The organism is Pseudomonas sp. Z1-12 (assembly GCF_051132015.1).
GTDB lineage: Bacteria > Pseudomonadota > Gammaproteobacteria > Pseudomonadales > Pseudomonadaceae > Aquipseudomonas > Aquipseudomonas zanjanensis.
Map to the genome: position 1 here is coordinate 3,306,913 of NZ_CP071647.1, position 26,203 is coordinate 3,333,115.

General features: G+C 63.2%; 21 protein-coding genes and 1 tRNA gene. 11 read left to right on the forward strand and 11 right to left on the reverse strand.

All coding sequences use genetic code 11. The features are described 5' to 3' along the window. The first annotated feature begins 88 nt into the window (after positions 1 to 88). Genes J3P85_RS13945 through J3P85_RS13965 form a run of 5 tightly spaced genes read left to right on the forward strand, consistent with a single transcriptional unit; the run spans position 89 to position 5,640 of the window. Positions 89 to 1,273, forward strand: coding sequence for a sensor histidine kinase (locus J3P85_RS13945; protein WP_434706369.1), 1,185 nt, complete (start codon positions 89 to 91; stop codon positions 1,271 to 1,273). Then, positions 1,270 to 1,938: a response regulator gene (locus J3P85_RS13950; RefSeq protein ID WP_411384622.1), complete on the forward strand. Its 669-nt coding sequence runs from the start codon at positions 1,270 to 1,272 to the stop codon at positions 1,936 to 1,938. Before J3P85_RS13945 ends, J3P85_RS13950 begins: the two co-directional genes overlap by 4 nt. Then, a complete protein-coding gene (locus tag J3P85_RS13955; protein ID WP_434706244.1) occupies positions 1,935 to 4,247 on the forward strand; it encodes an ATP-binding protein in 2,313 nt (770 codons plus the stop codon). Before J3P85_RS13950 ends, J3P85_RS13955 begins: the two co-directional genes overlap by 4 nt. After that, on the forward strand, positions 4,244 to 4,711 hold the full coding sequence (locus J3P85_RS13960) for a response regulator (RefSeq protein WP_053187808.1): 468 nt from the start codon (positions 4,244 to 4,246) through the stop codon (positions 4,709 to 4,711). The genes J3P85_RS13955 and J3P85_RS13960 overlap by 4 nt, the downstream gene beginning before the upstream one ends. Before the next feature lie 32 nt (positions 4,712 to 4,743). Then, positions 4,744 to 5,640: a helix-turn-helix domain-containing protein gene (locus J3P85_RS13965; RefSeq protein ID WP_434706245.1), complete on the forward strand. Its 897-nt coding sequence runs from the start codon at positions 4,744 to 4,746 to the stop codon at positions 5,638 to 5,640. Positions 5,641 to 5,827: 187 nt separating this feature from the next. Here the strand turns inward: J3P85_RS13965 and J3P85_RS13970 are convergent, their stop codons facing one another. The 5 genes from J3P85_RS13970 to J3P85_RS13990 all read right to left on the reverse strand — a co-directional run bounded on the left by J3P85_RS13970 (position 5,828) and on the right by J3P85_RS13990 (position 12,488). Continuing rightward, complete coding sequence (locus J3P85_RS13970; protein ID WP_434706246.1) at positions 5,828 to 6,643, reverse strand: energy transducer TonB; 816 nt, start codon at positions 6,641 to 6,643, stop codon at positions 5,828 to 5,830. After that, positions 6,640 to 7,086, reverse strand: coding sequence for a protein TolR (gene tolR, locus J3P85_RS13975; RefSeq protein ID WP_186706804.1), 447 nt, complete (start codon positions 7,084 to 7,086; stop codon positions 6,640 to 6,642). Before tolR ends, J3P85_RS13970 begins: the two co-directional genes overlap by 4 nt. A 13-nt stretch (positions 7,087 to 7,099) precedes the next feature. Then, positions 7,100 to 7,807 carry a protein TolQ gene (tolQ, locus tag J3P85_RS13980; protein ID WP_411384619.1) on the reverse strand — a complete coding sequence of 236 codons (708 nt, stop codon included), beginning with the start codon at positions 7,805 to 7,807 and terminating at the stop codon, positions 7,100 to 7,102. Between the two features lie 64 nt (positions 7,808 to 7,871). Next, entirely contained in the window at positions 7,872 to 9,788 is a 1,917-nt protein-coding gene (locus J3P85_RS13985) for a phytase (protein WP_434706370.1), read from the reverse strand. Between the two features lie 171 nt (positions 9,789 to 9,959). Then, complete coding sequence (locus J3P85_RS13990) at positions 9,960 to 12,488, reverse strand: TonB-dependent receptor (protein WP_434706247.1); 2,529 nt, start codon at positions 12,486 to 12,488, stop codon at positions 9,960 to 9,962. Between the two features lie 458 nt (positions 12,489 to 12,946). Between J3P85_RS13990 and J3P85_RS13995 the strand changes: the two genes are divergently transcribed. Both J3P85_RS13995 and J3P85_RS14000 read left to right on the forward strand, forming a co-directional pair. Next, positions 12,947 to 13,861: a GGDEF domain-containing protein gene (locus J3P85_RS13995; RefSeq protein WP_411384617.1), complete on the forward strand. Its 915-nt coding sequence runs from the start codon at positions 12,947 to 12,949 to the stop codon at positions 13,859 to 13,861. Continuing rightward, positions 13,858 to 14,895, forward strand: coding sequence for an AraC family transcriptional regulator ligand-binding domain-containing protein (locus J3P85_RS14000; protein ID WP_434706248.1), 1,038 nt, complete (start codon positions 13,858 to 13,860; stop codon positions 14,893 to 14,895). Before J3P85_RS13995 ends, J3P85_RS14000 begins: the two co-directional genes overlap by 4 nt. 236 nt (positions 14,896 to 15,131) lie before the next feature. On the opposite strand, the gene J3P85_RS14005 is transcribed toward J3P85_RS14000, so the two are convergent. From J3P85_RS14005 to nirB, 3 genes are all read right to left on the reverse strand, one after another. Then, the gene (locus tag J3P85_RS14005) at positions 15,132 to 15,572 is read right to left on the reverse strand and encodes a CBS domain-containing protein (protein WP_018610425.1); all 441 of its coding nucleotides are present in this window, start codon (positions 15,570 to 15,572) and stop codon (positions 15,132 to 15,134) included. A 189-nt stretch (positions 15,573 to 15,761) separates the two neighbouring features. Continuing rightward, on the reverse strand, positions 15,762 to 16,133 hold the full coding sequence (gene nirD, locus J3P85_RS14010; RefSeq protein WP_186706795.1) for a nitrite reductase small subunit NirD: 372 nt from the start codon (positions 16,131 to 16,133) through the stop codon (positions 15,762 to 15,764). Then, positions 16,133 to 18,694 (reverse strand): nitrite reductase large subunit NirB, encoded by a 2,562-nt coding sequence (gene nirB, locus J3P85_RS14015; protein WP_434706249.1) that lies wholly within the window; start codon positions 18,692 to 18,694, stop codon positions 16,133 to 16,135. Before nirB ends, nirD begins: the two co-directional genes overlap by 1 nt. 558 nt (positions 18,695 to 19,252) lie before the next feature. Between nirB and J3P85_RS14020 the strand changes: the two genes are divergently transcribed. Both J3P85_RS14020 and J3P85_RS14025 read left to right on the forward strand, forming a co-directional pair. Next, positions 19,253 to 19,666, forward strand: coding sequence for a CBS domain-containing protein (locus tag J3P85_RS14020; protein ID WP_434706250.1), 414 nt, complete (start codon positions 19,253 to 19,255; stop codon positions 19,664 to 19,666). A 29-nt stretch (positions 19,667 to 19,695) separates the two neighbouring features. Then, entirely contained in the window at positions 19,696 to 20,679 is a 984-nt protein-coding gene (locus tag J3P85_RS14025) for an SDR family oxidoreductase (RefSeq protein WP_434706251.1), read from the forward strand. Here the strand turns inward: J3P85_RS14025 and J3P85_RS14030 are convergent. The 3 genes from J3P85_RS14030 to J3P85_RS14040 all read right to left on the reverse strand — a co-directional run bounded on the left by J3P85_RS14030 (position 20,668) and on the right by J3P85_RS14040 (position 24,807). Continuing rightward, positions 20,668 to 22,275, reverse strand: a complete 1,608-nt coding sequence (locus J3P85_RS14030) for an alpha-amylase family protein (protein WP_434706252.1) — start codon at positions 22,273 to 22,275, stop codon at positions 20,668 to 20,670. The two genes, J3P85_RS14025 and J3P85_RS14030, sit on opposite strands and share 12 nt — an antisense overlap. A 10-nt stretch (positions 22,276 to 22,285) precedes the next feature. Next, entirely contained in the window at positions 22,286 to 23,812 is a 1,527-nt protein-coding gene (locus J3P85_RS14035; RefSeq protein ID WP_434706253.1) for an alpha-amylase family glycosyl hydrolase, read from the reverse strand. A gap of 323 nt (positions 23,813 to 24,135) precedes the next feature. Next, positions 24,136 to 24,807, reverse strand: coding sequence for a Bax inhibitor-1/YccA family protein (locus J3P85_RS14040; protein ID WP_014338124.1), 672 nt, complete (start codon positions 24,805 to 24,807; stop codon positions 24,136 to 24,138). A 124-nt stretch (positions 24,808 to 24,931) separates the two neighbouring features. Here J3P85_RS14040 and J3P85_RS14045 point away from each other — a divergent pair. Further along, a tRNA-Ser gene (locus J3P85_RS14045) sits at positions 24,932 to 25,019 on the forward strand. A gap of 124 nt (positions 25,020 to 25,143) precedes the next feature. Continuing rightward, positions 25,144 to 25,998 (forward strand): prohibitin family protein, encoded by an 855-nt coding sequence (locus tag J3P85_RS14050; RefSeq protein WP_250964684.1) that lies wholly within the window; start codon positions 25,144 to 25,146, stop codon positions 25,996 to 25,998. Positions 25,999 to 26,203 lie beyond the last annotated feature (205 nt).

The window sequence follows — 26,203 nt, forward strand, 5'->3', positions numbered from 1 at the left end:
TGCCATTCGGCAGATAGGCCCGTTGCCGGTGACACGTTTTAATGGCGCCACCGCGAACCGTCCGATCTTTTTCACGCTGGAGTTCCCCATGCAAAGCCCACCCCATGATCCCGGCAGTGCCCTGGCCATCCGCAGTCAGTATCGCCAGTCGCAAAGCCGCGCGGCGCGCCTGGGGCTGTTGCTGGGCACCGGCCATGAACTGATGCAGTTGCCGCTGCCGGCCATGCGCCAGCGGGCACTGCAACGGGCGTGCGCGTTCATGGCGATGGACCATGGCCTGCTGCTGGAGTGGGCACCGGATAACACGTTGCGCACCCTCGCCAGCCACGGCAGCGCGGAACGCGTCGACCTGCTCGCCAAGCTGGCCCAGCCGCAGACACCCGGCCCGCACTGGCTCGAATCCCCCGGCAGCACCTTGCCCCAGGTCCTGCGGATTCCATTGCGTACCTCCGATGGCGTGACGTTCGGGGCCTTGCTGCTGGGCAACAGCGTCGCCCTCGGCGCGCCAGACAACGAAGACATCGAGTCGCTGCAATTACTGGCGACGCTGTTGGCGGCGCATCTGGAAAACAGTCGTCTGGTCGAAGCCCTGCAAGCCCGCGAGCGGACCATGTCCGAGTTGGTCCACCGCTTGTTCAGCGCCCAGGAAGACGAACGCAAGCGCGTGGCCTACGACCTGCACGACGGCCTGGCGCAAAACCTGGCCGGGTTGCACCAGCGTTTGCAGGGTTTCGCCGGTCGCTGTCCATCCCTGCCACCGGCGCTGGCGAGCGAGTTGCAGGCCATCCTCGACCTGGCCCAAGGCTGCGTCGGCGAGGGGCGGCAGTTGATCGGGGGCCTGCGCCCTCATGTGCTGGATGATTTCGGCCTGTACAAAGCCGTCGACAAGGAAGCCGATCGCCTGCGCGACGCGGGCCTGAGCGTAAGCTGGACCGAGCACAGCAGCGCGCGCCTGCCGGGGAACACCGAGATCGCCCTGTTTCGCATCGCCCAGGAGGGTATCAACAACATCCTCAAGCACGCCCAGGCCAGCCATGTGCACTTGGGGCTGGCGGTGAAAGATGGCCACGCGTGCCTGCGAGTGGAAGACGATGGGCGTGGCTTTGCCCTGGAACAACCCGTCGAGACCAACGGCAGCTGCCACCTGGGGTTGGCCGCCATGCAGGAGCGCGCCAACTTGCTGGGGGGCCATCTGGCCTGTTGCAGCCAACCCGGCGGTGGCACTCGCTTGCTCGCCAGCGTGCCGCTACCGTCCCCCGGAGTACAGCCATGAACCGCCCTTTGCGCCTGCTGCTGGCCGATGACCACGAAGTGACCCGCACCGGTTTTATCAGCATGCTGGCCGACAGCCCCGGATTCGAGGTCGTCGGCCAGGCCCGCGACGGTCAAGAAGCCCTCGACCTGTGCGAGCGGCTACAGCCGGACATCGCGATCCTGGACATCCGCATGCCCGTCCTCAACGGCCTCGGCGCGGCGCGGATCCTGCAGCAGCGCCAGCCCGGGATCAAGGTGGTGATCTTCACCATGGATGACAGCCCCGATCACCTCGAAGCCGCCATTGGTGCGGGTGCGGTCGGCTACCTGCTCAAGGATGCCAGTCGCGATGAAGTGCTCGATGCCCTCAAGCGGGTCGCCCAAGGCGACGAGGCGCTGAACAGCTCGGTCAGCGCGCGCCTGCTGCGCCGCATGGCCGAGCGCGGTGCCGGTAACGCCCCACAGGTCCAGGCCCTGACCGCCCGCGAGCGCCAGGTATTGGGGTTGGTGGCCAGCGGTTTCAGCAATCGTGAAATCGGTGAAAAACTGGGCATCGCACCCGGCACCGCCAAGGCCCATGTCGAGCGCGTCATCGGCAAGCTGGGCGCCGCCGACCGGACCCAGGCCGCCGTGCGCGGCGTGGCCCTCGGATTGGTGGCACAACCTGCCGGGCAATGGCCATGAGGTTTCTCGCCGCCCGCCGCTGGGCCGACCTGCCGTTGCGGGGCAAGGCCCTGGTGGTGATTTCCCTGCCCCTGGTGGTTTTGCTGCTGTCGTTGGTGCTGATCTATATCACCGAACGCCAGACCGCACGGGCCGAAGAAGACGTGCGCAGGGTGCTGCTGGTCCAGGGTGATATCCAGACGGTCCATACCCTGCTGGCCGAGGCCGCGGCCAGCGTGCGCGGTTACCTGCTGACCCGGCGCGAAGACTTCCTGCCCAGCTACGAACAGGCCACGCCGTTGATCCAGGCTGCGTTGCAACGCCTGGACCAGAACATTCGCGATGCCAGGATGCGCGAGCATCTCAAGACCATCACCCCACTGATCGCCGACAAGCTCGACGGTTTGCTCGCGTTGCGCAACGGCAAGCGCGACGACCCCGAGGCCATCACCGCGATCCTGATCGAAAACAAACAGGTGCTGGACGTGCTGCGCGAGCAGATCAGCGCCATGCGCATACGCGAGGATGGCCTGCTGGCCGAACGCAGCGCCGCCGCCTCGGCCACGCGCATGCGGCTGTTGTTCGCCACGCTGCTGGCGGCGGTGTGCGGGCTGCTGGGGGCCATTGTCGCGGTGCTGTTCCTGTCCAAGGGCATTGTCGCCCGGGTCCAGCAGGTGCAAGGCAACGCCCAGCGCCTGGCCTTGGGCCAACCGTTGTTGCCACAACCGCCGGAGCAGGACGAAATCGGCCAGCTCGGCACGCGCCTGGTGGAGGCCGGGCAGTTGCTCGCCGAACGCGAGCGGGCCCTGCGCGATAACGAAGAGCGCTTGCGGCTGATCATCGACGGGGTGAAGGACTACGGGATCTTCGCCCTGGATGCCCAAGGCTACGTCACCACCTGGAACGCTGGCGCGCAGCGGATCAAGGGCTACACCGAGCAGGAAATCCTCGGCCAGCATTTCTCCCTGTTCTACTTGCCCGAGGAATGCCCGGCACACCCGGACCTGGCCCTGCGCGAAGCCACCCGCGACGGCCACTACATGGAAGAAGGCTGGCGTTGTCGCAAGGATGGCAGCCGCTTCTGGGCCAGCGTGGTCATCACCGCCCAGTACGACGGCACGGGCGCGTTGCGCGGTTTTTCCAAGATCACCCGCGACATCACCGACCGACGCGCCGCCGAAATCGCCCTGCGCACCGCCCGCGAGGAAGCGGAAAGCGCCAGCCGGGCCAAGAGCGAGTTCCTGTCGCGCATGAGCCACGAACTGCGCACGCCCTTGAACGCCATCCTCGGTTTCGCGCAACTGCTGGACATGGATTCCACCGCCGGTCAACGCCCCCAGGTCAGCCACATCCTTCGGGCCGGCCAGCACTTGCTGGCGTTGATCAACGAGGTGCTGGACATCGCCCGGATCGAGGCCGGGCGCCTGCCCTTGAACATCGAACCGATCGCCCTGGCGACGGTGCTGCACGAAGCCTTGACGCTGGTTTCACCCATGGCCGCCGACGCCGGGATCCACTTGGTCGACCTGCCCGCACTGCCCGACGACAGCGGGGTGCTTGCCGACCGCCAGCGCCTGGTACAGGTGTTGCTCAATTTGCTGTCCAACGCCATCAAGTACAACCGGCCCGGCGGCGAGGTGCGCATCGAAGTGAACGTCCAGCCCCATCAGGTGAGCATCGCCGTCCACGATACCGGCCATGGCATCGCCCCGGAACAGCTGGGCCAACTGTTCAAGCCCTTCGAACGCCTGGGCGCCGATCCGCAGGTCGAAGGCACCGGCCTTGGCTTGTCCTTGAGCAAGAACCTGCTGGAGATGATGCAGGGCAACCTGCAGGTCCACAGTGAGCCCGGGCACGGCTGTTGCTTTACCCTGCAACTGCCCGCCACCCAGGTGATCGGCATGCACTTGCCACCCATCGCCGCCTTGGCCGTGACGCGCGCCCCCGTGGACTATCACGGCAAAATCCTCTGCATCGAAGACAACCTGTCGAGCCTCGCATTGATCGAGACCCTGATGCAGCGCCGGCCCGGCATCCAGCTATTGTCGAGCATGCAAGGCCAGATGGGCCTGGACCTGGCCCGCCAGCACAGCCCGCAACTGATCCTGCTGGACGTCACCCTGCCGGACCTGGAAGGCCTGGAAGTTCTGCGGCGCCTGCGCCAGTCCCCGGCCACTGCGGCCACGCCCGTGCTGATGATCACCGCCGATGCCAGCGACCTGACCCATCGTGCCCTGCGTGACGCCGGGGCCACGGCGATCCTGACCAAACCTATCCATATCCAGGCCTTCCTCGGCCACCTCGAACACTATCTACCGGAGCCCGCATGAATCGCGACTTGCGCATTCTGATCGTCGACGATCAGCGCCCCAACCTGGACCTGATGGAGCAACTGCTGGCCCGCGAAGGGTTGCACAACGTGCTGAGCAGCACCGAACCGTTGCGCACGCTGGACCTGTTCAACAGCTTCGAGCCGGACCTGGTCATCCTCGACCTGCACATGCCGGCGTTCGACGGCTTCGCCGTGCTGGAGCAACTGAACCGGCGCATCCCGGCCAACGATTACCTGCCGATCCTGGTCCTCACCGCCGACGCGACCCGTGATACCCGCCTGCGGGCCCTGGCCCTCGGTGCCCGGGATTTCATCAGCAAACCCCTGGATGCGCTGGAAACCATGCTGCGCATCTGGAACCTGCTGGAAACTCGCGCGCTCTATAAAGCGTTGCGCGAGTTGATCCCGTCCCAGCAGATCGAACTGTTGCGCCAGCACCGTCCCGCCGCCGACCCGGCCTAGCCTGGCGGCCGTTTCAGCGAGGCCATCGAAGCATGGAAGTCACCGAACGAACATCGGCAAACGGCCTGCAAGCGCACATTCGCGGCGAACGCCTGGCCACTTCCGACGGCGTATCGAGCAAGGATATCCTGGTGGAGATCTTTGTCCGTGAGCGCAGCGAAGCCCACGTCGTCGTGCCGGCGGTGGCCGAGCCGTTGCTCGTCTGGGTGTTATCCGGGGAGGCCATTGTCGAGGAACGCGCCGGCCACGGTGAGTGGGAAGCGAATACGGTGCGCCGCGCAGATTTTTTCCTGACCGCGTCCCCAGATCCCTATGAGATGCGCTGGCACGTGACCAGCCGCGAGCCGTTCGTGGTCATGCACGTGTACTTGGGTTTGGCATTGCTGGAGCGCGCCATCGCCGAAGCCGGCGGCAGCGGCGCAATCCAGTTGCGGGAAGTCTCCGGCGGGCAGGACGAAGTCCTTTCGGCCTTGCTCGAACAGATTCGGGCAGAGTTGACCCGACGCGGTGAACCCAGTGCTTTGCTGATCCAGGGCGTGGCGCAATGTGTGGCGGTGCATTTGGCGCGGCATTACCTCGATGCCGAGGCCGAGGACATGTCCGGCCGCAACGCCCTGCCCGCCTTCAAGCTCAAGCGCGTCATCGGCTTGATGGAGCAACGTCTGGCCGAACCTTTCTGCCTCGCTGACCTGGCCCAGGCCATTGACCTGAGCGAGTACCACTTCAGCCGCCAGTTCAAGCGCGCCACCGGCCGCTCACCCTCGCAGTACTTCATCCAGCTGAGAATGGCCCGGGCCCGCCAATTGTTGATGGAAACCGAGCGCAGCGTCATCGATATCGGCCTGGAAGTCGGGTATGGCAGCGCCAGTCACTTCTCGCAGATCTTCCGCCGCGAAGTGGGCGTGGCGCCGAGTCATTACCGTAAGTAAAGGCCTTATAGCGCAGCAATCAGGCTCTTGAGTGCAGGGGCGATCGACTGGCGACACACAGACTTCTGTGGGAGCGAGCTTGCTCGCGATAGCGGTGCATCAGCCACCGTTGATGTTGACTGGCCTGGCCCTATCGCGAGCAAGCTCGCTCCCACAGGTATTTCGGTGCCTGCCCGGAACAGGTATTTCATTTGATCCGGTAGTGAAACGTATTGCGCACCGCTGGCACCGTCACCGCCTTGCCATCGATGATCCGTGGCTGATAACGAAACGCCTGGGCAGCGGCCAGGGACGGGCGGATGAACAATGGATGGCAACCGTCGATGACCTTGGGGCTGTCGATCCGCCCGTCCGGCATCACGCTGTATTCCACCGTGCAATCGCCCTCCAGGCCCTTGTCCAGCGCGCGTTGCGGATAATCCGGGGCTTGCTTGCTCAGCGGTTGGTAGCTGCGGCTGTCGGCGGCGGCCTGGCGCGCCTGCTCAGCGTGGCGTTGTTGGGCGAGTTCCTGCGCTTGCCGGGCCTGGTGCTGCTGTTCGGCAGCCTGCCGCTCGGCGTCTTGCCTGCGTCGTTCGCTTTCCTGGCGTTCGCGCTGCTGCTGGGCCTGTTGCTCGCGCCTTTGCTCCTCGACCCGTTTGCGGGCCAGTGTCGCCTGTTCCAGCTTCTGCGCCTGGACTCGCGGGTCCACCGATGGCTTGGTGGGGACAGGGCGCGGCGCGTCCATGGGTGGCGGAACAGATTCGACCGCGGCGGGTGCAACAGGGGTCACAGCCGCCGGTACAGGCGCTTCGGGTACCGCTGCCGCCGGCAGCATCACCAGTTGCGTGCGCAGCACCCGCGGCGTTTCGGCGGCGGGTTTCTCCACGCGCCATCCCAACACCAACGCCCCGACTATCGCGGCGTGCAAAGCCACGGCGAGCCCTGCCGCCAGGCTGTTTTTCCAGAAGCTGCGCCCCAGGGCAGGCACACTCAAGGAAGGACTGTGCATGATCATCGCCGTCATTGCGGCGCCTCGGTCACCAGTCCCAGGTTGCTCACGCCGCCCTGCTGCAACGCGGCCATGGCCGCGACGACCCGGCCGTAATCGGCATGCTCGTCGGCTCGGATGTACACCTGGGTATCGCTGCGCTCGGCCACGACCTGCGCCACCTTGGCGCGCATCTGTTCCAGATCCACGGCGCTGTCGGTCTGGTGATGGGTGTCCAGTTCACCGCCCAGGTTCCAGTAGTAACCGCCCTCGGCCTTGACCGACAGGGTGAGGATTTGCTGGCGACTGTCGGTGGCCAATGCTTCGCTGGCGACCTTGGGCAGTTCGATCTTCACGCCCTGGGTCAGCATCGGCGCGGTGACCATGAAAATCACCAGCAGCACCAACATCACGTCGATGTACGGCACCACGTTCATTTCGGCCTTCGGGCCGTGCTTTCGTTGTGGCTTGACGAGCATTTGCCCTCTCCTTTCAAGCGGCCGCGGCCATGTTCGCCGGGGCACCGTGCAGCTTGCGGTGCAGACGCGCCTGCAGCTCGTTGCCAAACGCGTAGTAACGGGTCAGCAGCGTCTGGCCACGGGCCGCGAAACGGTTATAGGCAATCACCGCCGGGATCGCGGCGAACAAGCCGATGGCCGTGGCGATCAACGCCTCGGCGATGCCCGGCGCCACGGTGGAGAGACTGGCCTGCTGCACTTGGGACAGGCCGATAAACGCATTCATGATCCCCCACACCGTGCCAAACAAACCGATGTAAGGACTGACCGAGCCGACGGTGGCAAGAAACTGCAAACCCTTCTCCAAGTGGACTTCCTGTTCGCTGATCGCCACCTGCAGCGACCGCTCGACGCCTTCCAGCACCACCTCGGGCGTGCTGGAAGGCTGGTTGAGCTGAGTGAAAGCCAGCAAACCCGCCTGGAAAATCGGCGTGACGCCACCGTCTTCTTCGCGCACTTGTGCGTGTTCCCGGTACAAGGGCAACAGGTCCTGTGCGCCGCGAAAACGCTGCATGAAACCGTTGAGCTGCCGCTCGTAGCGCTGCAGCACGGCGCTGCGCTGGATAATCAGGTACCAGCTCAATAACGAGGCCAGCAGCAACGTGAGCATGACCGCCTTGACCAGCAGACTCGCATCGCTGATCAGGCCCCAGATCGTCATGTGTTCCAAAGTGGCTTGCATGGTTGAAACTCCTGTCTGGCGGTTATTCGATGAAATGTTCGTGACCGGTTGATGACAACGTCGCTCAAGGCAGGCCCAGCGCTTTCGCGACGTCGGCCCAGGGCACGAACTTGAAGTTCTGGGTCTGCTCGGGCATGCGCTTGCGGCCATCCTGGACCACCAGCATCCCCTGGCTCCACGGCCCGCCGAGGTTCACCGAAATCACTTCCAGGCCATCGGTTTCCGACGCGCCATCAATCCCTGCGGCCGCGTTCAGGCCGACTCGGAAGGCGCCGCGCACGGCGAAGGGCGGCTCGGCATCGAGCACCAGGTAGCTGTCGTTGCCCTGGCTGGAGATCACCAGGTAGTCGCGGCCCTCGGCCTGATACAAGGCCATGCCTTCGACGTCAGCGTGCAACGACGGGCCGACCTTGATCACACTGTTCAACGTGGCCGGTTGTTCGGCCCGGGCATCCACTGTCCAGACGCCCACGTCCTCCTCACCCAGAAACAAGCGCTGGCGCTGCTCATCGGCCACGCACCCTTCGGGCTGGCTGGCGACGCTGAACTGGCGCACCAACTGGCCGCGCACTACGCCGTCCGGCGCGCTGAGGCGGTACTGCTCGAAGCGCCCGTCCTTGCCGTTGGCGAAGGCATACAGTTCACCTTCGGCCGGTTGGTACAAGCAGATGCCGTAGATGTCTTTCAAGGACGTCGCAATCTCCCCAGCTTCGCGCAACTCGCCGCTGGCACGGTCGATGCTGAACAGGCTCAAGCTGTTGCGATCACGGTTGCTGGCCACCGCCAGGTCGACGGTTTGCGTGCCCAGCTTGAAGCCAGGCCGCACATCGACGTTGTTCAGGCGCCCGACTGGCAGCTCCTGCAGCAACTTGCCTTGCAGGTCGTAGGCCAGCAGGCCTTGCTTCTTGTTGGTGCCCAACACCCGGCTCAACCCGGGCGCGGTCGGATGTACCCAGATCGCCGGGTCATCCGCGGCATCACCCTGACGGGCCACTGGTTCACTCTGGGCGATGGCGGCGACACTCGGCAGGACCGGCGCCAACGGCGCGGGGCTGGGTTGCCAGTCGAGTTCACCCTGGTACAGGTGTCCGTCGTCATCGTCGCGCAGCAGCACTTCGATACCGGTTATCGTCCGGCGTGCCGCAAGGCTTTCCGGCTCCTTCAGGCCTGGTAACGACAGCTTGGCGCGTGGTGCCCAGCGTTCACCGTCCTGCTGATACAGATGCAACTGCGCGGCGTTGGGGTCAAGGCCCACTACACCGCCGGACACCACGGCCAGGGCGCCGGCCGCCTGCTGGATATCGCCGAACGGCGCACGCATCGCCACCGGCAACCGCACGGTCTCGGCTTCGGAGGATGCCGGGTAGGCCCACCAGCCGACCTGTTCTTCGTTGACAAACAATTGCTGGCTGTCGTCCTGTACCTGGCAGGTCTTCGCATCGGGTGGCAGCGGCAAGCCACGTACTCGGTGGGCAGTCGCACTCAGGTGCTCGCCCGCGCCGACCAGCCATTGCTCACCCTTGCCTTCTTCGCCCACCAGGAACACAAACACGTTGCTCGCTTCGTCGCGGTACAGGCATAGACCGTTTACCGGGAAGTCCCGCGTGGGCAGGTATAACGGCGTACCCCACTGGCGGTGGTGTGGATCGAGGCTGACGACCAACGCTTGCTGGCGCGTGCTGTCGAGGCTGGCGACCAGCACGTTCGCGCCAAGCGCACGGCTGTCGAGGCCGTCGAAGGCGCCCTTCAGGCGCGTCAATTCGCGACCTTGGTCATCGAGCAAGAACAAGCCTTCGCGGGCACTGGCCAGCCGCTCGGTCGTTGCAGCGCCTGGCAAGAATCCCAGGGTATTGAGCGACAGTTGCTGGGCTTGAGGCCAAGGTCGCAGCTTCAGCTTGGGCGCTGGGGAAGCGGCCAGGGCGGTGACCGATGCCAGGCTGACAAGCATCGCCAGCAGGTAGCGTGTGGGTAAAGACAACATCGTGTTCAACGGGAAAATCCTTGTCGTTGGGCCGAACTCAGAAATCGCAGGTTCGCTATTTTCCGTGGCGAGGGAGCTTGCTCCCGCTTGGGTGCGTAGCGCCCACAAGAAAGGTCTGCGGCGCAGCCCAGCGGGAGCAAGCGCCCTCACCACAGGGATTGGCATCGGTGGTCAGAAATGGGTAAACGTCAGCCCCAGCTTGTACGTCGGGCCGTACTCTTCGTACTGGCCGTTATAGGAGCGGTGGCCGGTGTAGACGAAATACGACTCGTCGGTGAGGTTCTGGGCCTCGAGGCTGACTTGCAGGTTCTTGGTCAGGGAATAACGCGCGCTGAAATCGACGAAGGTCTGGGCGTCGACGTGCAGGTCATGGTCGCGGTCGCTGATGGATGCCAGCTCGAACAGGTACGCTGACTTGTAGTTGGCCGACAACCGCAGGCTCAGCTTGTCGTTTTCCCAACCCAACATCAGGTTGCCGACCGTGTCCGACTGATTCGGCAAGTCGATGCTGCGCTTGCGCTGGGTGCCACTGGCCTGGTCGAAACCCTCGATCTCGGCATCCGAACGGCTGAAGGTGGTGTTGGCGCCGAGCAGCAGGCCGTTCCAGGGTGCTGGCAGCCAATCGAATTTTTGCGAGTAGGCCAATTCCAGGCCATACAGCTTGGCGCTGTCGCCATTGGCGTAACTGTGGGCTTCGGCGAAATCAGCCCAGGCGCCGGTGCCGGCCAGGTCGGTGTTGTAGACGAAGTTCTTGATGTCCTTGTAGAACACAAAGGCCGAGACCGTGCCCGCGTGACCCATGAAGTGCTCGATGCCCAGGTCCAGGTTGCTCGATTCCAGCGGCTTGAGGTCCGGGTTGCCGAAAGTGGCCTCGTCATCGTCGATGACAAACCCCGGCGCCAGTTGCCCGAAGGTCGGGCGCACCACGGATTTGGTCCACGCAGCACGCACCTGGGTGTTCTTGTCCAGTTGGTAGCGTGCATGCAGTCCCGGCAGCCAGTGGTGGTACTTGCGTCGGGTCTCGGTATCGGTAAATACCCCATCGGTGGCGCCGGTGCCCTTGGCTTCGAACTCGGTGCCTTCGTAGCGCATGCCGGCGATGAAACGCCAGTCATCGATGTCGACGGTGTTCATCAGGTAGCCGGCGTTGATGTCCTCGCTCATCTTGAAGTCGTTGACACGCGACTCTTGCTCATCAAAAAAATCATCGCGATTGAGGCCGCCCAACAACTGCTTGATGGCATCGGCGCTGATGCCTGGGCCGAAGCGGCCGAGGCGGTAATCCACGTTGCCTTTCTGGAACTGCCCAAGGTTCAGTTGCTCGTCGGTGAAACCCAGGTCGCCGAAGTCCTCGTAGACCCACGCGTTCAGGTCGTTGTCCTTGTCCCGCCGGCTGACTTTGCCGCCGAACTTGACCTGGGAGGCATATCCCCCGAGGTCATAGTCCCGGGCCAGGTCCAGGCGCAGGTTTTTCTCGGTATCGGTGGTTTTTTGCGCTTCCCAGTCCACCTTGTCGAGGCTGAAGTTGGCCGGATCGTAGAAGCCCGAACCGATGATTGGCCGCGGCTTGTCGTTGTCATGGAAACCGCCGTCGAAACCATCGATACCTTCGAAGGTGGCACCGGCAATGTGGCCGGGGCTGTCTTCGCTGGATTGGCTGTAGCCACCCTGGCCGCTCAGGGTCCACAGACCGAACATCCGTTCGCCGCCGAGCACGTAGGATTGGATTTCCTGGGTCTCTTCCCGTTGCTTGAGCCTGCGCTGGCCCTCGGCGTCGCCCAGTTCACCGGCGGCCTGCGGGTCTTCGAAAGCGATGCTGGTGGCGTTGCGGGTTTCGCTGTCCTTGTAGCGACTGTAGAGCGTGCGCAGGTAATAGCTGCTGACGTCATCGGGCTTGTAATCGAAGTTCAAGCCGCCGCCGGCTCGCTCGCGACGGATGTCGTAGTCGCGCTGTTCGAACTCTTCGAGGCGTGAGCCTTGTTCGAAGTCCCAGGCGCCGCCGGTTTCGACGTTGTCCGAGCCGAAGTCACGTTTCTGCCAACTCAGTGCCGCGGCCACGCCGAAGTTGTCGATGCCATCGCCAAGGCTGAAACGGTCGCTGATGGCGCCGGAAAATTTCGGGCTGGTCTGGCCGGTGTTCTTGTCGTAGCTGGCTTCGCCGCTGCCGGTATAGAACAGGCCCTTGTGATCGAAGGCCGAGAGGCTCTTGACGTCCACCGTTCCGCCCAGGGAGTTGGCGTCCATGTCCGGCGTCAGGGTCTTGATCACCGACAACGACTGCACCAGCTCCGACGGCAACACGTCCAGGGCAACGGCGCGACGCTCGCTTTCCGGCGCCGGTACCAGGGTGCCGTTGATGGTCACGCTGTTGAGGTCCGGCCCCAGGCCGCGCACGCTGACAAACCGGCCTTCGCCCTGGTCGCGCTCGACGCTGACACCGGGCAGGCGCTGCACCGCTTCGGCGACGTTTTCATCGGGCAATTGCGCCACGCCGTCGGCGTGCACCACGCTCTTGATGCTGTCGGCGCTGCGCTGCTCCTTGAGGGCCTGGTCGATACTGGCCGCCTGGCCGACCACTTCAACGTATTCCATGGCACCGGCCGCCTGCTCGGCGGCGCTCAGTCGCTCACTGGCAATCGCCATGGCCAACGCGGTGAAGGTGAAACCGACGAGCCCGACAGTGCTTGTGCGGTGATACATGGTGATCCTCCCCAGGAATCCGGAAATCCGCCAGGCAATGGCCCGGCAACTGGGAGGGCACGCTAGGGGTGGGGAATGACGGTTCTGTGACAGGCAGGGGTCGCAGAAGCCAAGCGGGTAGGTTTTGAGTGGATTCGTGGCACACAATGAGCTGATACGACCCTCTTTTACGACGGGTGCGGGTCCTCGTGGCGAGGGAGCTTGCTCCCGCTCGGCTGCGCAGCAGCCGCAGATCGGACGATGCGGCGTACCTGCAAGTATCGTGGCGCTTGGTTTTTTGGAGGGGCGCTTCGCACCCCAGCGGGAGCAAGCTCCCTCGACACAAGGATTGCGTCAAAAAAATCCGGATAACCGATGAGCTGATTCGACCTCCCCCACCCCATTACCTGCCGTCACCGCACTGTCACATTCATCTGCTGTGCTGGGCCGCATTCCGCTTCTGGCAAAGGATTCCGGCCATGTTCTCCGTGCTCCGCCCGCACCGTTTCAAACTCGCCCTGCTCCTGCTGGCGGCCAACTTCGGGTTGCTCCTGCACTTGGCCAGCGGCGAACTCAAACCCATCGCCGAATGGGTCTGGCTGGATATCCTCGGTGAAGGTGGCTCGGCGCTGCTGGCGTTGGTCTGGCTGGGGTTGGTACTCAAAAGCCGCCCGGCTGGCCGGGTCACCAACTACCTGGTCCTGGGCCTGGGCTGCATCTTCTTTTCCTGGTGGATCGACAGCCTCGACGAATTCATCCGCCTGCCCGATAGCATCACCTGGGATCACTGGCTCGAATCCGGACCGATGCCGCTGGGCATGATCCTGCTGACCCTCGGCATCTACCACTGGCACCGCGAACAATTGGCAATCAATGGTCAGATGGAGAAGCGCGAGCGACTGTTCCGTGAGCACCGTCTGTTCGACAAGCTCACACCGTTGGGTGGCGCTGATTTTCTCAAGCATGAGCTGTCCGCCAGCCTGGAGGACAGCCGCCGTCGCCAACAACCGCTGTCGCTGCTGGCCTTGGACCTGGATAACTTCACCGCTATCAACCAGCGTTTCGGCCACGGCGAAGGCGATGCGGTATTGCAGGCGATCAGCCAGTTACTGGTCTTGAACCTGCGCCGCCAGGACCTGCTGTGCCGCCTGGCCGGTGATCGCTTCGTGGTGCTGCTGCCCGACACCGGCGAAAGCCAGGCCCGACGCCTGGCCCTGGAACTGGAAATCGCAGTGCGCAGCCTGGCTCACAAGACTCGACAACACGGCGAGCGGCTCCAACTGGCCGCCAGCACAGCGGTGGTGATGGCGTTCGACGAATCCCCCGACGCCTTGCTCAAACGCCTGAACCTGGCGCTCGCCCAGTCCCGGACCCTGTTGGCGAAAAGTGCATGACGCTCAAGACCTGCTGGTACGAAACCGACAGCCGCTTCATTCCGGGACACTATCAACCCGCCGCGCTGATCGACCTGGCATTGTCGCGGGACATCGACAGCCACCGCCTCCTGCGCGGCACCGGGCTGTTCCATGACGATATTCTCGCCGGGCAGAGCCGCATCAGCCCGCAGCAGTTCCTCGGCCTGATCGACAACAGCCGGCGCCTGCTGGATGCCAGCGACAGCAGTTTCCTGTTTGGCCAGCGGCTGTTGCCGGGGCATTACGGCCCCGCGAGCCACGCTTTGCGTCACGCGCAGAACTTGCATCAGGCCCTGCAGACCCTGATCGACCAGCAGACGCTGCTCAGCCCGTTGGCGGCTCCGCGCCTGTTGCTGGACGAGCACTACGCCTATGTCCATTGGCTGGACAGCTGCGGTGCCGACGAACAATGGCGCTTCGTGCTGGAAGCGAGCATGACCTCAATGGTGGCGATGAGTGCCTGGCTCAGCGGCGAACGCCTGCCCTGGCAGTGCAGTTTTCGCCACGGCGAGCCGCGTTACGTCGAACAATATTGGGTGCACCTGGGTGAGCACACCCAATTCGACCGCCCGCTGGACCTGATGCGCCTGCCCCGCCGCTGCCTTGCCCAGCCCTGGCCCAACGTCTCGGCCACCGCCGGCCAGGTGGCGCGGATCGAAGCCCGGGACCAGCTCGATCAACTGGGTTTCGCCTCAAGTTTCCTGGATTGCCTCTACGACTACCTGCACGCCCATGTGCAGCAGACGCCGAGCCTGGAACAGACCGCCCAGGCCTTCGCCATGAGCCCGGCGACCCTCAAGCGCAAATTGCACAAGCACCACACCGGGTTCCAGCAACAGGTGGACCGGGTGCACACCCATGTGGCCTTGTATCTGTATCAGATCAAGGGGTTCAGCAACGAGGAAGTGGCGCAGTACCTGCGCTTCAACGACACGGCGAACTTCCGGCGCTCGTTCAAGCGCTGGACTGGCAGTACACCGAATCTGGTTCGGCAATTGTTGATGTTGGGCTGAAGGGAGCGGCTTGAAAAAGGCCTTATCGCGAGCAAGCTCGCTCCCACACTGGATTGGGGTGGATGCAAAGTAGGCTTGCGGTGAACTGCTGTTGTGGCGAGGGAGCTTGCTCCCGCTCGGTTGTGCAGCAACCGCAAAAGCTTGGGGCCGCTGCGCCCGAAGCGTCGGACCGGCCCAGCGGGAGCAAGCTCCCTCGCCACAACAGCGGAGCGATTCACCGCGACAACGAATCGGGGTCAATGCCCGCGAATGTAATGCTCCAACTGCCGGATCAAGTCCGCCTGCTCGACAATCGCCTCTTTCACCAGGTCGCCGATGGACAACAGGCCGATCAATTGCCCGTTATCCAGCACCGGCAGGTGCCGCAAATGGCTGTCGGTCATGACTTCCATGCAGCGGTCGATGCTCTGCTGGCTGTCGGCGGTGATCACCGGGGCGCTCATGATGGTGCGCACGGTCGTGCCCACCGATGAGCGTCCCTTGAGCACCATCTTGCGTGCATAGTCCCGCTCGCTGAACACCCCCACCACCTGGCCGTCCTCGATCACGGGTAATGCGCCGACATTTTTCTCGGCCATGATTTGCAGGGCTTCGAGCACCGTCTGCTCGGGGGCGATGCTGTGGACCTGCTGGTTCTGCACGCTCTTGAGCCTGACCAGTTGGGCGGCGGTTTTCATTGTTCATCCCCAGATTCAGCTAAAGGCATGGTTGAACCCAGGCCTGTCAGTCAAGGCATTACCTGTGGGAGCGAGCTTGCTCGCGATGGCGCTGGGTCAGCAGCATCAGTAATGACCGATACACCGCTATCGCGAGCAAGCTCGCTCCCACAGGTTTTCATGCGGTTTTAACTCATTCACAGGTGTGGATCAGTCTTCACCAATCTCCACCACATCCCCGTTGAGCCGCACCGGCCACACCCGCAGGCTTTGTTCCGGGTATTCCAGGCAATGACCGTCTTCCAGGCGGAAATGCTGCTTGTACATCGGCGAGGCAATCACCAGGTCACCCTTGATGCTGCCCAACAGTCCGCGGCCGATGACGTTCGCGCCGGACTTCGGGTCGCGGTTGTCGATGGCGTACAGCGGCTTGTCCTCATGTTCCGGCAGATAGAGCAACGCCACTTGGCTGCCGTCGTGCCAGGCGACCACGCCGGAGTTGGGCACCAGGTCCTCACGGCTGCACAGGGCGCGCCATTGCAGGGATTCTTGAGCGATACGAACGACGTTTGACTGGCTCATCAGAGCACCTCCTCGGTAACGGGAATCAGGTGGAGTTCATGGGCATGCACTGGCCGACGCTGGCCGCGCTCGCGGACGAAGTGAACGTCCGGATCGCCGCGCTTGTCGTTGACGAAGGTGCGGAAACGCTTGAGCTTCTCCGGATCCTTCAGGGCATTGGCCCATTCGCATTCGTAGCGGTCGACCACCAGTTGCATTTGCGCTTCAAGCTCGGCGCCCAGGCCCAGGCTGTCGTGGATGATCACGTCCTTGAGGTAGTCCAGGCCGCCCTCCAGGCTTTCGCGCCAGACCGATGTGCGTTGCAGCTTGTCGGCGGTGCGGATGTAGAACATCAGGAAGCGGTCGATGTAGCGGATCAGCGTGGCGTCGTCCAGGTCCGTGGCGAACAGCTCGGCGTGACGCGGACGCATGCCACCGTTACCGGCCACGTAGAGGTTCCAGCCCTTCTCGGTGGCGATCACGCCGACGTCCTTGCTCTGGGCCTCGGCGCACTCGCGGGTGCAACCGGACACCGCGAACTTGAGCTTGTGCGGCGAGCGCAGGCCTTTGTAGCGGTCCTCGATGGTCAGCGCCATTTGCACGCTGTCCTGCACGCCGTAGCGGCACCAGGTGCTGCCCACGCAGGATTTCACCGTGCGCGTGGATTTGCCGTAGGCGTGACCGGTTTCGAAGCCGGCTTCGATCAGCTCGGACCAGATGTCCGGCAACTGGTGCAACTGGGCGCCGAACAGGTCGATGCGCTGGCCGCCGGTGATCTTGGTGTAAAGGTCATATTTCTTGGCGACCACACCGATGGCGATCAGTTTGTCAGCGGTGATCTCCCCACCGGCAATCCGCGGCACCACCGAGTAGGTGCCGTTTTTCTGCATGTTCGCCATGAAGGTGTCGTTGGTGTCCTGCAACGCCACCAGGGACGGGTCCATGATCGGCTGGTTCCAGCACGACGCCAGGATCGAGCCCACCGCCGGTTTGCACAGGTCGCAGCCGGTGTGGCCACGGCCGTGCTTGGCCAACAGTTCTTCGAAACTGATGATGCCTTCCACCCGCACGAGTGCATACAACTCCTGGCGGGTGTAGGCGAAATGCTCGCACAGGCTCTTGTCGACGCTGACGCCACGGGCAATCAACTCATGCTCGAACACCTGCTTGACCAGCGCCGCGCAACCGCCGCAACCGGTACCGGCCTTGGTGTCGCATTTGAGCTGGCCAAGATCGGTGCAACCGCCGTCGATGGCCGAACAGATCGAGCCCTTGGTGACGTTGTGGCACGAGCAGATAGTAGCGGTTTCGGGCAGCGCCGCCGGGCCCAGGGTCGGAGCGCCCTCGGACGATGGCAGGATCAGGCTGGCGGCATCCTTGGGCAAGGCGATGCCGTTCTGCATGTATTGCAGCAAGGTGTCGTAGTAGCTGTTGTCACCCACCAGCACTGCGCCGATCACGTGCTTGCCGGCGGCGTCCACCACCAGTCGCCGGTAGCTGGCGCTGGTTTCATCGATGAATTGGAAGCTGCGCGAACCCGGCGTGTTGCCATGGGCATCGCCGATGGAGCCGACATCCACACCGAGCAACTTGAGCTTGGTGGACATGTCGGCACCCGTGAAGGCTTCAGCGCTTTCGCCGCACAACGTGGCCGCGACATTGCGGGCCATCTGGTAGCCGGGGGCGACCAGGCCGAAAATGCTGCCGTTCCAGGCCGCGCATTCGCCGATGGCGTAGATGTCCGGATCGCTGCTCTGGCAATGATCGTCGATCGCCACGCCACCGCGTGGGCCGATCTGCAGGTCGCTCTGGCGAGCCAGGGCATCCTGGGCGCGGATACCGGCAGAGAACACGACAAGGTCGGTTTCCAGGAAGTCGTCGTCACCGAAATTCATCCGATAACGGTACTGCTCACCGGCACTGATGGACTGGGTGCCCTTGGACAGGTGTACGCCGACGCCCAGGCTTTCGATGCGCGCCTTGAGGGCCAAGCCACCCTGCGGATCCAACTGCACCGGCATCAGCCGTGGGGCGAATTCCACCACATGGGCTTCCAGGCCGAGGGTCTTGAGGGCGTTGGCCGCTTCCAGGCCCAGCAAACCACCCCCCACCACCACGCCACGGCGGGCGTTGCTGGCGGCGGCGCGGATCGCGTCCAAGTCTTCCAGGGTGCGATAGACCAGGCACGAATCGCCTTCAGCGCCCTGGATCGGGGGCACGAAGGGATAGGAACCGGTCGCGAGCACCAGCTTGTCGTAGCTGACACGCTCGCCGGCTGTCACGACTTCACGGGCCTGGCGGTCGATTTCCAGCACCGGTACACCCAGGTGCAACGTGACGCCTGGGGTCTGGTACAACGACGCTTCGCCCAAGGCCAGGGACTCGGCATCACGCCCGGAGAAATACTCGGACAGATGCACGCGGTCATAGGCACGCATCGGCTCTTCGCTGAACACATGCACGCGGTAATGATTGAGGGCACCGCGCTCGATCAATTGTTCGACGCAGTGATGGCCGACCATGCCATTGCCGATCACGATCAGCGTTTGCAGCTTGTTCAGAGAAGCAACGTTGGAATTCATAAAAAGCACCCGACAAAAGCCCATCACGATTTTGAAAGCAAAAAAAAGACGCCTGAAACCTTGCGGTTCCAGGCGTCTTTGCCTGTTCTGTGCGGTATCGGCCCGGCGACTGCGCCCCGACCTACCGTTATCCCCCGGCCTGCTGGCACTCGATCTTCGTTGACCGACGGGGCTGCCCACTCGACTGTGTTCGCGGCGGGCCTGGATAGCCTCTTGCAGCGAGCGTGCCAAACCTCATCGGCAACCCTATCCACGCCCTCCCCTCCACCGACGATCCCCTGTGGGAGCGGGCTTGCCCGCGAAGACGCCCGCCCAGTCACCGCAAGCCGAGCGGTATTCACTTCGGTCTCGCAAGCGCCAACAACTGCCTTGCGATGGTGCGAGCCTGCACGAGCGGCTTCATAAAAGTGCAGCCTTTCAAACCCACCGGCAAAAATCCTGAACCATCGCCAACCCGGATTTTCACAATAAGTGAGGAGCCCGTCCGGTCGCCGTAAAGCCACTCACGCCGCCCGGGCCGTGGCTCACTGTCAAACCCGAGAGAAAGGAGATTCAACGATGAAAATCAATGAAATCATGAGTCGGGAAGTACGCACGATCTCCCCCGATACCCCCCTGAGCGAAGTTGCGCAAATCATGCGTCAGGCCGACATCGGCGCCTTGATCATCAACCAGGACGACCGCATGGCCGGGATGATCACCGACCGCGACCTGGTGGTCCGGGCCATGGCCGACGGCATGGACCTGAACATGCCCGTCAGTCGGATCATGAGCGATGAGGTGCGCTACTGCTTCGACGACGAAGAGATCGACCATGTGGCCAAGAACATGGCCCAGATCGAAAAACGCCGCCTGCCGGTGGTCAATCGCGACAAGCGCCTGGTGGGCATGGTCTCGCTGGCCAATGTCGCCAGTTGCAACGCCGACAAGCTCAGCGCCAACCTGCTGCGCGGCGTCGCGCGGCCTCACTGACTCAGCCAAGGAACTGCGGAGCGAGCGCCATGGAGGAAAAAAGCCCACCTGTCGTGGTGATCTGTGGTGCCACCGCCGGCGTCGGCCGCGCCACGGCGCATCGGTTTGCCGTCGCCGGCTACCGGGTCGGGTTGCTGGCCCGGGGCGAACAGGCGCTGGCGGCCACGGCAGAAGAGTTGACGCAATTGGGAGCGACCTGCCTGGCGATCAGCGTCGACGTGGCCGATGCCCAGGCGATAGCCGACGCGGCCCAGCGAATGGAGCGCGAACTCGGCCCGATCAGCGTCTGGGTCAATTGCGCGATGGTCACTGTGTTCTCTCCCATTCGCCAACTGAGTGCCGACGAGATCCACCGGGTTACGGACGTGACCTACCTGGGCACCGTGCGCGGCACCCTGGCAGCGCTGGAGCTCATGGCCCCGCGTAATCGCGGCGTGATCATCCAAGTCGGCTCCGCGCTGGCCTACCGAGCCATTCCGCTGCAAGCAGCGTATTGCGCGGCCAAGTTCGCGGTGCGGGGTTTCACCGATTCACTGCGCTGCGAACTGCTCCACGACCACAGCGACATCCGGGTGTGCATGGTGCAACTGCCGGCGATCAACACACCGCAGTTCGATTGGGCACGCAACAAGTTGAGCAAGCGCGTGCAGCCGGTGCCGCCGATTCACGATCCAGACGTGGCCGCCCGGGCGATTTTCAGCGTGGTCAAGCGCACACCCCGGGAGCTGTGGCTCGGCGCCGCCTCCGTGAAAGCCATCGTTGGCACCTGCCTGATGCCGGGACTGCTCGATCGCCTGATGGCCCGCAACGCGTATTCCGGACAAATGACCAACGAAGACGACAACAGCCAACGGCCGGACAATCTGTTCGAACCGCAGGAGTCCCTGCACCGCACACGCGGGCGGTTCTCCGGTCGTTCGCGGGATACGGCGCTGGCCCTCAGTTCCACCCAAGTATCGGCGCTGTTGCTGGCAATCGGCGGGGTGTTGGCCGTAGTGCTGCTATTGTTCTGATCCGGTGCGGCGCCACCAACGATAGCCATAGCCATTCAAGGTCAGTTGCCGATCCAAGGCGGCCGGGTACTGGCTGTCCGAAATGATTTCCTTGAAGCCTTGCAAGTCCAGGCCGTCCAGCTTCACGGTCAGCGTGTCGTTGCTCAGGTTGGCCAGCATCACCGAAGTGGCCTCGCCGACATGGGCCACGGCGAATACCGCCGGGTGATCGACCGTCAGCAGCCGGGCTTCGCCGTCGCCCACCTCAGGCAGGCCGGCGCGGGCCAACAGCAATGGCCGCACCCGGCCCAACAACGACTCTGGGGCATTCAGCTGGTCCTCGACATTGAGCTGGGTGTAGGCGAACGCGCCTTCATCGATCACCGGAGCGACGAGGCGCTGGGCCGATGAAAAGCCCGCGTTGGCCTGGCTGCTCCACTGCATGGGCGTGCGCACCGAGAGCCGCTCGGGACGGGACAAATCGTCGCCCATGCCGATTTCCTCACCGTAACGCACGATGGGCGTGCCGGGCAGCGACAACAGCAAGGCCTGGGCCAGCGCTTGATGGCGCACATCGCCGTCCAGCATCGGCGCCAGGCGTCGGCGAATGCCCCGGCCATACAGGCGCATGTCCGGGTCCGGGGCAAAGACTTGCATCACTTCCTCACGTTCCTCAGCGCTCAAGCGCTCCAGGTCGAGTTCGTCATGGTTGCGCAGCCACACCGCATAGCTGGCACCGTCCGGCGGTGCGGGACGCCGGGCGATGGCACGCTGTAAGGGTTCGGCCTGGCCGCGAGCCAACGCCAGGAACACATGGTTGTTAACCCAGAAATCCAGCACCAACCCCAAGCGTTCGCCGTTTCCGAAGTAATGGCTATAGCGCTCCGGTTCGACGTCGACCTCCCCCAGCAACACGCCTTCGGGGTTGATGGCGGTCATGCACTTGAACAGCCGGTCCAGTACCCAGACGCCCTTCTCTTCATCTTCGCCACCGGCCTGTTCCACCAGGTGCGAAGCGGCATCCAGGCGAAAACCGGCGATGCCGAGCTCGAGCCAGTGGACCATGATGCGCTCGATTTCCTCGACCACACGTGGGTTCGCCAGGTTGAGGTCCGGCTCATGGCGATAGAACAGATGGCGGTAGTACTGCCCGGCTTGTTCGTCCCATTGCCAGATGCTGTCTTCCACCGACGGAAAGATCGGTTGGTTGCCGTCGTCCACCGGAGTGTCGGACCAGACGTAATAATCCCGGTAGACGCTGTCCTTGTCGCGCCGCGCCCTCTGGAACCAGGGATGTTGGTCGCTGGTGTGTTGCGCCACCAGTTCAAGGATGACGCGCATGCCGCGCTCCCCGGCCTGGACAATCAACTGGCGCAGGTCTTCTTCGCTGCCGAAGCGTGGGTCCAGGGCCATGAAATCGCTGACGTCATAACCCGCGTCCTTGAATGGCGAGCGGTACACCGGCATCAGCCAGAGAGCGCCAACGCCCAGTGCCTTCAGATAATCCAAGCGCTGGATGATGCCCTTCAGGTCGCCGCGGCCATCGCCATTGCTGTCGGAAAACAAGGACGGATCGATCTGGTAAATCAGGGTCTTTCGGTGCCAGTTGGCTTTCATCGGTCACTCCTCATCGGCACAGGATCACAGCCTGCTCGGCAGCCAGTCGGCCGCTGAACACTTGACCTTCGCCCGCCCCGTCGCTGGCGATTTCGACCTGCCAGGCGTCAGCCAGGGGGAACGTATGTTCGCTGTCGGCGAAGTTGATGCAGACCAGCCGTTCATCGCCCTCACAGTGGCGACGATAGGCCAGCACTTGTGGGTGCGATGGCAGTTCCTCCCAGGCGCCCAGGCGCAACGCCAGGCTGGCGCGACGACAGGCCAGCAGGCGCCGGTACAGCGCCAGGGTGGAATCGGGTGTTCGTTCCTGCGCCTCGACGGCCAACACGCCGGCTTGTGGCGCAAAGGGCAACCACGGCGCGGCCCCGGCCCAGCCATGGGGCGCCTGGACGGTCCAGGGCAACGGCGCCCGGCTGCCATCCCGGCCGCCCGGGTCGACGCGGGTCTGGGCCGTGACCACGGTGTCTTCCAGGCCCAGCTCTTCGCCTTGATAGATAAACGGCGTGCCGCGCAGCGTCAGCAGCAGGACCGCAGCGGCTTGGGCCCGGCGCAGCGAACCGCCGTAGCGGCTGCGATGTCGGCTATTGTCGTGATTGGACAGCACCCAGGTTGGCCACGCCTGCAACGGGCCAAGATCGTTCTCCACCTCGCGTATGCACATCCGGAATACCACCGGGTCCCAGGGGGCGTCCAAAGGCGGGAAATTGAACGACATGTGCAGTTCGTCGCTCGCCCCATAATAGGCCGCCACCTGGGCCGTGGAGCGAATGTTCACCTCGCCGATCAACACCCGCTCGCCGGGGTAGCTGTCCACCAACCGGCGCAAGCCGCGCAACACTTCGTGGCTGTATGGCTGGTCGTTGATCTTGACCATGGTTTCACCGGCCATGCAGCGCGGATCATCGGCAAAGCTCGGGTCCTTGCCGACGCAATGCACCACATCGACACGGAACCCGTCCACGCCTCGCTCCAGCCAGAAATGCAACACCTGGTGCATGGCCGCCACCACGTCGGGGTTGTGCCAGTTGAGGTCGGGTTGTTGCGGCAGGAAAAAATGCAGGTAGTACTGCTGGCTGGTTTCGTCCCAGGTCCAGGCGCTGCCGCCGTCGATCGAGGCACGCCAGTTGTTCGGCTGGTCGCGCCAGATGTACCAGTCGCGCTTGGGATTGTCGCGGCTTGCGCGCGACTCGATGAACCAGGAATGTTGGTCCGAAGTGTGGTTGGGCACGAAATCCAGCAACACCTTCAGGCCTCGCGCGTGGGCTTGGGCGATCAATTCATCCAGGTGAGCCAGGGTGCCGAACAGCGGGTCGACATCGGTGTAGTCGCAAATGTCGTAGCCCGCATCGCACATGGGGGAACGAAAGACCGGGGACAGCCACAACGCATCGACGCCCAGGCGTTGCAGATGATCCAGGCGTGCGGTCAAGCCGGAAAGATCGCCGATGCCGTCGCCGTTGGCATCGGCAAAGGAACGTGGATAAACCTGGTAGATCACAGCGTTCTTCCACCAGGGCGAAGGGAAGGAGTTGGGCATGTCGCCTCCTTTGATCGCAGTGTTTGGTGGGCAAGACCGCAGCCCCGCCGGACGCCCCGTTTATCGCGGAACATAGTGTAAGAACCCGATAAATCACTTGGGGTTCGTTTTTTCTTGAGGGGCCAGGCGACCTTATAGTCAGCCGGGGATTGTTGACGGTGTTGCTGCGGCCCCTAACTGGCCGTTACCGAAAAAACGGGGATACCCATCATCCCTTCCAAATGCGCCAAAAAAAAACGGCGCTTCCCATTGCTGAAAGAAGCGCCGTTGTCTCTATGTGAACAGCATCACGCCAAAGCGGACTCTTCACTCATCGCAAGCAATCAGTCGTCACGCCCCATCAGGCCAAACAGCTGCAGCAGGCTGACGAACAGGTTGTAGATCGATACATACAGGCTGACAGTCGCCATGATGTAGTTACGCTCACCGCCATGAATGATGGCGCTGGTCTGATACAGGATGCAGACCGACGAAAACAGCACGAAGCCGGCGCTGATCGCCAGTTGCAGGCCGCTGATCTGGAAGAAGAAGCTGGCCAGCACCGCGCCCAGCAGGACGAAGAAACCTGCGGTGATGAAACCGCCGAGGAAGCTCATGTCCTTGCGGGAAATCAGCACGTAGGCCGACAGGCCGCCAAATACCAGGGCAGTCATTGCGAAGGCCGAGCTGACCACTTCGGCGCCGCCCTGCATTTGCAGGTAGCGATTGAGGATCGGGCCGAGCAGGAAGCCCATGAAACCAGTCAGGGCGAAAGCCGACACCAGGCCCCATGCCGAGTCACGGAGTTTGTTGGTAAGGAAGAAAAGGCCATAGAAACCGATCAGCACGACGAAGATGTTCGGGTAACCCACCCGCATCTGTTGTGCGACGTAGGCCATCACACCGCTGAAAGCGAGTGTGAGTGCCAGCAGGCCATAAGTGTTGCGCAGGACGCGGCTAACCTCTAGCTGCTCAGCCTGCACGCTGTTGTTCACTGCGTAATCCTGTTCGCGCATGGCGACACTCCTCCGGTTTTGAAACATTCAGTGGCAAGGATCATAACAGACGCTCTGTAACAAGCTACGTAGAGAGTTTGACAGTGTGTTTCATTCGGGTATTATGGCGCCCGCAACGCAATACGGAGGTGTGGCCGAGTGGTTTAAGGCAACGGTCTTGAAAACCGTCGACTGTAACAGGTCCATGAGTTCGAATCCCATCGCCTCCGCCATCTTCTAACGTTAAAGCCCTGATTTATCAGGGCTTTTTCGTGTCCGGCATTCAGAATGCCTATTGCAGCTTCAGCATCGGACAACGCTATGGCAACCCCCACCCCGCCACTCAAGGAAAGAAAAGTGACCAGCAAAACCATCGGCTCCATCGTTGCTGCAATCATGGGCATCGTCCTGTTGTGTGTATTGTTCGGCAGCTGGTATACGGTCGACGAGACCGAGCGCGGTGTACTGCTGCGTAACGGTGCGCTGGTCGGGGTGGTTGAACCGGGCCTGTCCTTCAAGACGCCATTCATCGAATCCGTACGCATGATCAGCGTCCAGAGCCAGGTCACGGCCTACGAAGACCTGCAGGCCTACAGCAAGGATCAACAGTCCGCCGAGCTCAAGGTGTCCGTGTCCTGGCATATCGCGCCTTCCGATGTGGCGAAGGTCTACACCCAGTTCAAGGACCTCGAAGGCATCCGCGACCGGATGATCAGCCGCCAGGTGCCGACCCAGGTGGAAAACGTCTTTGGCAAGTTCAACGCCGTGGCTGCCGTGCAGAACCGCGTCCAACTGGTCAACGATATTTCCACGGCTATCAAGGCCACCATTACCGGCCCGGTCATCATCGACAGTGTCCAGGTCGAGAACATCGATTTCAGTGACGCCTACGAAAAGGCCATCGAAGCGCGCATGGCCGCGGAAGTCCAAGTCAAGACCCGCGAACAACAGCTCGCCACCGAGCAGGTCCAGGCACAGATCCGGGTAACCCAGGCCCAGGCCGAAGCTGACTCGCAAGTGGCCCAGGCCAAGGCAGACGCGCTGGCGACCGAACTGCGCGGCAAAGCCGAAGCCGAGGCCATCAAGGCGCGGGCCCAGGCCCTGGCCAGCAACCAGAACCTGGTGGAGCTGACCAAGGCCGAGCGCTGGAATGGCGTGCTGCCAACCACGGTGCTGCCAAACAGCGCCCTGCCCTTCATCGACATCAAGTAACGCCATCGGCGCGGCCTGCCTGGCCGCGCCTGCTCCATCCCGGGAGCCCCCCCGACAGACATCATCCCGCTCGTTAGCGCTACACTCGGCAATGAACCCGACGTTCATCGTTAGCAGGGAGCTCAACGTGCATCCAGGCAAAAGCAGACCGACACGACCCACCATACGACGATTACCTCGCCTCCCCTTCGGCTCAAGTCTTGAG

Coding starts and splice junctions, on each gene's coding strand:
- J3P85_RS13945 (WP_434706369.1), top strand. CDS start 89: ATGCAAAGCCCACCCCATGATCCCGGCAGTGCCCTGGCCATCCGCAGT.
- J3P85_RS14025 (WP_434706251.1), top strand. CDS start 19,696: ATGGAGGAAAAAAGCCCACCTGTCGTGGTGATCTGTGGTGCCACCGCC.
- J3P85_RS13950 (WP_411384622.1), top strand. CDS start 1,270: ATGAACCGCCCTTTGCGCCTGCTGCTGGCCGATGACCACGAAGTGACC.
- J3P85_RS13990 (WP_434706247.1), bottom strand. CDS start 12,488: ATGTATCACCGCACAAGCACTGTCGGGCTCGTCGGTTTCACCTTCACC.
- J3P85_RS14040 (WP_014338124.1), bottom strand. CDS start 24,807: ATGCGCGAACAGGATTACGCAGTGAACAACAGCGTGCAGGCTGAGCAG.
- J3P85_RS13995 (WP_411384617.1), top strand. CDS start 12,947: ATGTTCTCCGTGCTCCGCCCGCACCGTTTCAAACTCGCCCTGCTCCTG.
- J3P85_RS13965 (WP_434706245.1), top strand. CDS start 4,744: ATGGAAGTCACCGAACGAACATCGGCAAACGGCCTGCAAGCGCACATT.
- J3P85_RS13960 (WP_053187808.1), top strand. CDS start 4,244: ATGAATCGCGACTTGCGCATTCTGATCGTCGACGATCAGCGCCCCAAC.
- nirD (WP_186706795.1), bottom strand. CDS start 16,133: ATGAGCCAGTCAAACGTCGTTCGTATCGCTCAAGAATCCCTGCAATGG.
- J3P85_RS13985 (WP_434706370.1), bottom strand. CDS start 9,788: ATGTTGTCTTTACCCACACGCTACCTGCTGGCGATGCTTGTCAGCCTG.
- tolR (WP_186706804.1), bottom strand. CDS start 7,086: ATGCTCGTCAAGCCACAACGAAAGCACGGCCCGAAGGCCGAAATGAAC.
- nirB (WP_434706249.1), bottom strand. CDS start 18,694: ATGAATTCCAACGTTGCTTCTCTGAACAAGCTGCAAACGCTGATCGTG.
- J3P85_RS13970 (WP_434706246.1), bottom strand. CDS start 6,643: ATGACGGCGATGATCATGCACAGTCCTTCCTTGAGTGTGCCTGCCCTG.
- J3P85_RS14005 (WP_018610425.1), bottom strand. CDS start 15,572: ATGAAAACCGCCGCCCAACTGGTCAGGCTCAAGAGCGTGCAGAACCAG.
- J3P85_RS13955 (WP_434706244.1), top strand. CDS start 1,935: ATGAGGTTTCTCGCCGCCCGCCGCTGGGCCGACCTGCCGTTGCGGGGC.
- J3P85_RS14020 (WP_434706250.1), top strand. CDS start 19,253: ATGAAAATCAATGAAATCATGAGTCGGGAAGTACGCACGATCTCCCCC.
- J3P85_RS14035 (WP_434706253.1), bottom strand. CDS start 23,812: ATGCCCAACTCCTTCCCTTCGCCCTGGTGGAAGAACGCTGTGATCTAC.
- J3P85_RS14000 (WP_434706248.1), top strand. CDS start 13,858: ATGACGCTCAAGACCTGCTGGTACGAAACCGACAGCCGCTTCATTCCG.
- tolQ (WP_411384619.1), bottom strand. CDS start 7,807: ATGCAAGCCACTTTGGAACACATGACGATCTGGGGCCTGATCAGCGAT.
- J3P85_RS14030 (WP_434706252.1), bottom strand. CDS start 22,275: ATGAAAGCCAACTGGCACCGAAAGACCCTGATTTACCAGATCGATCCG.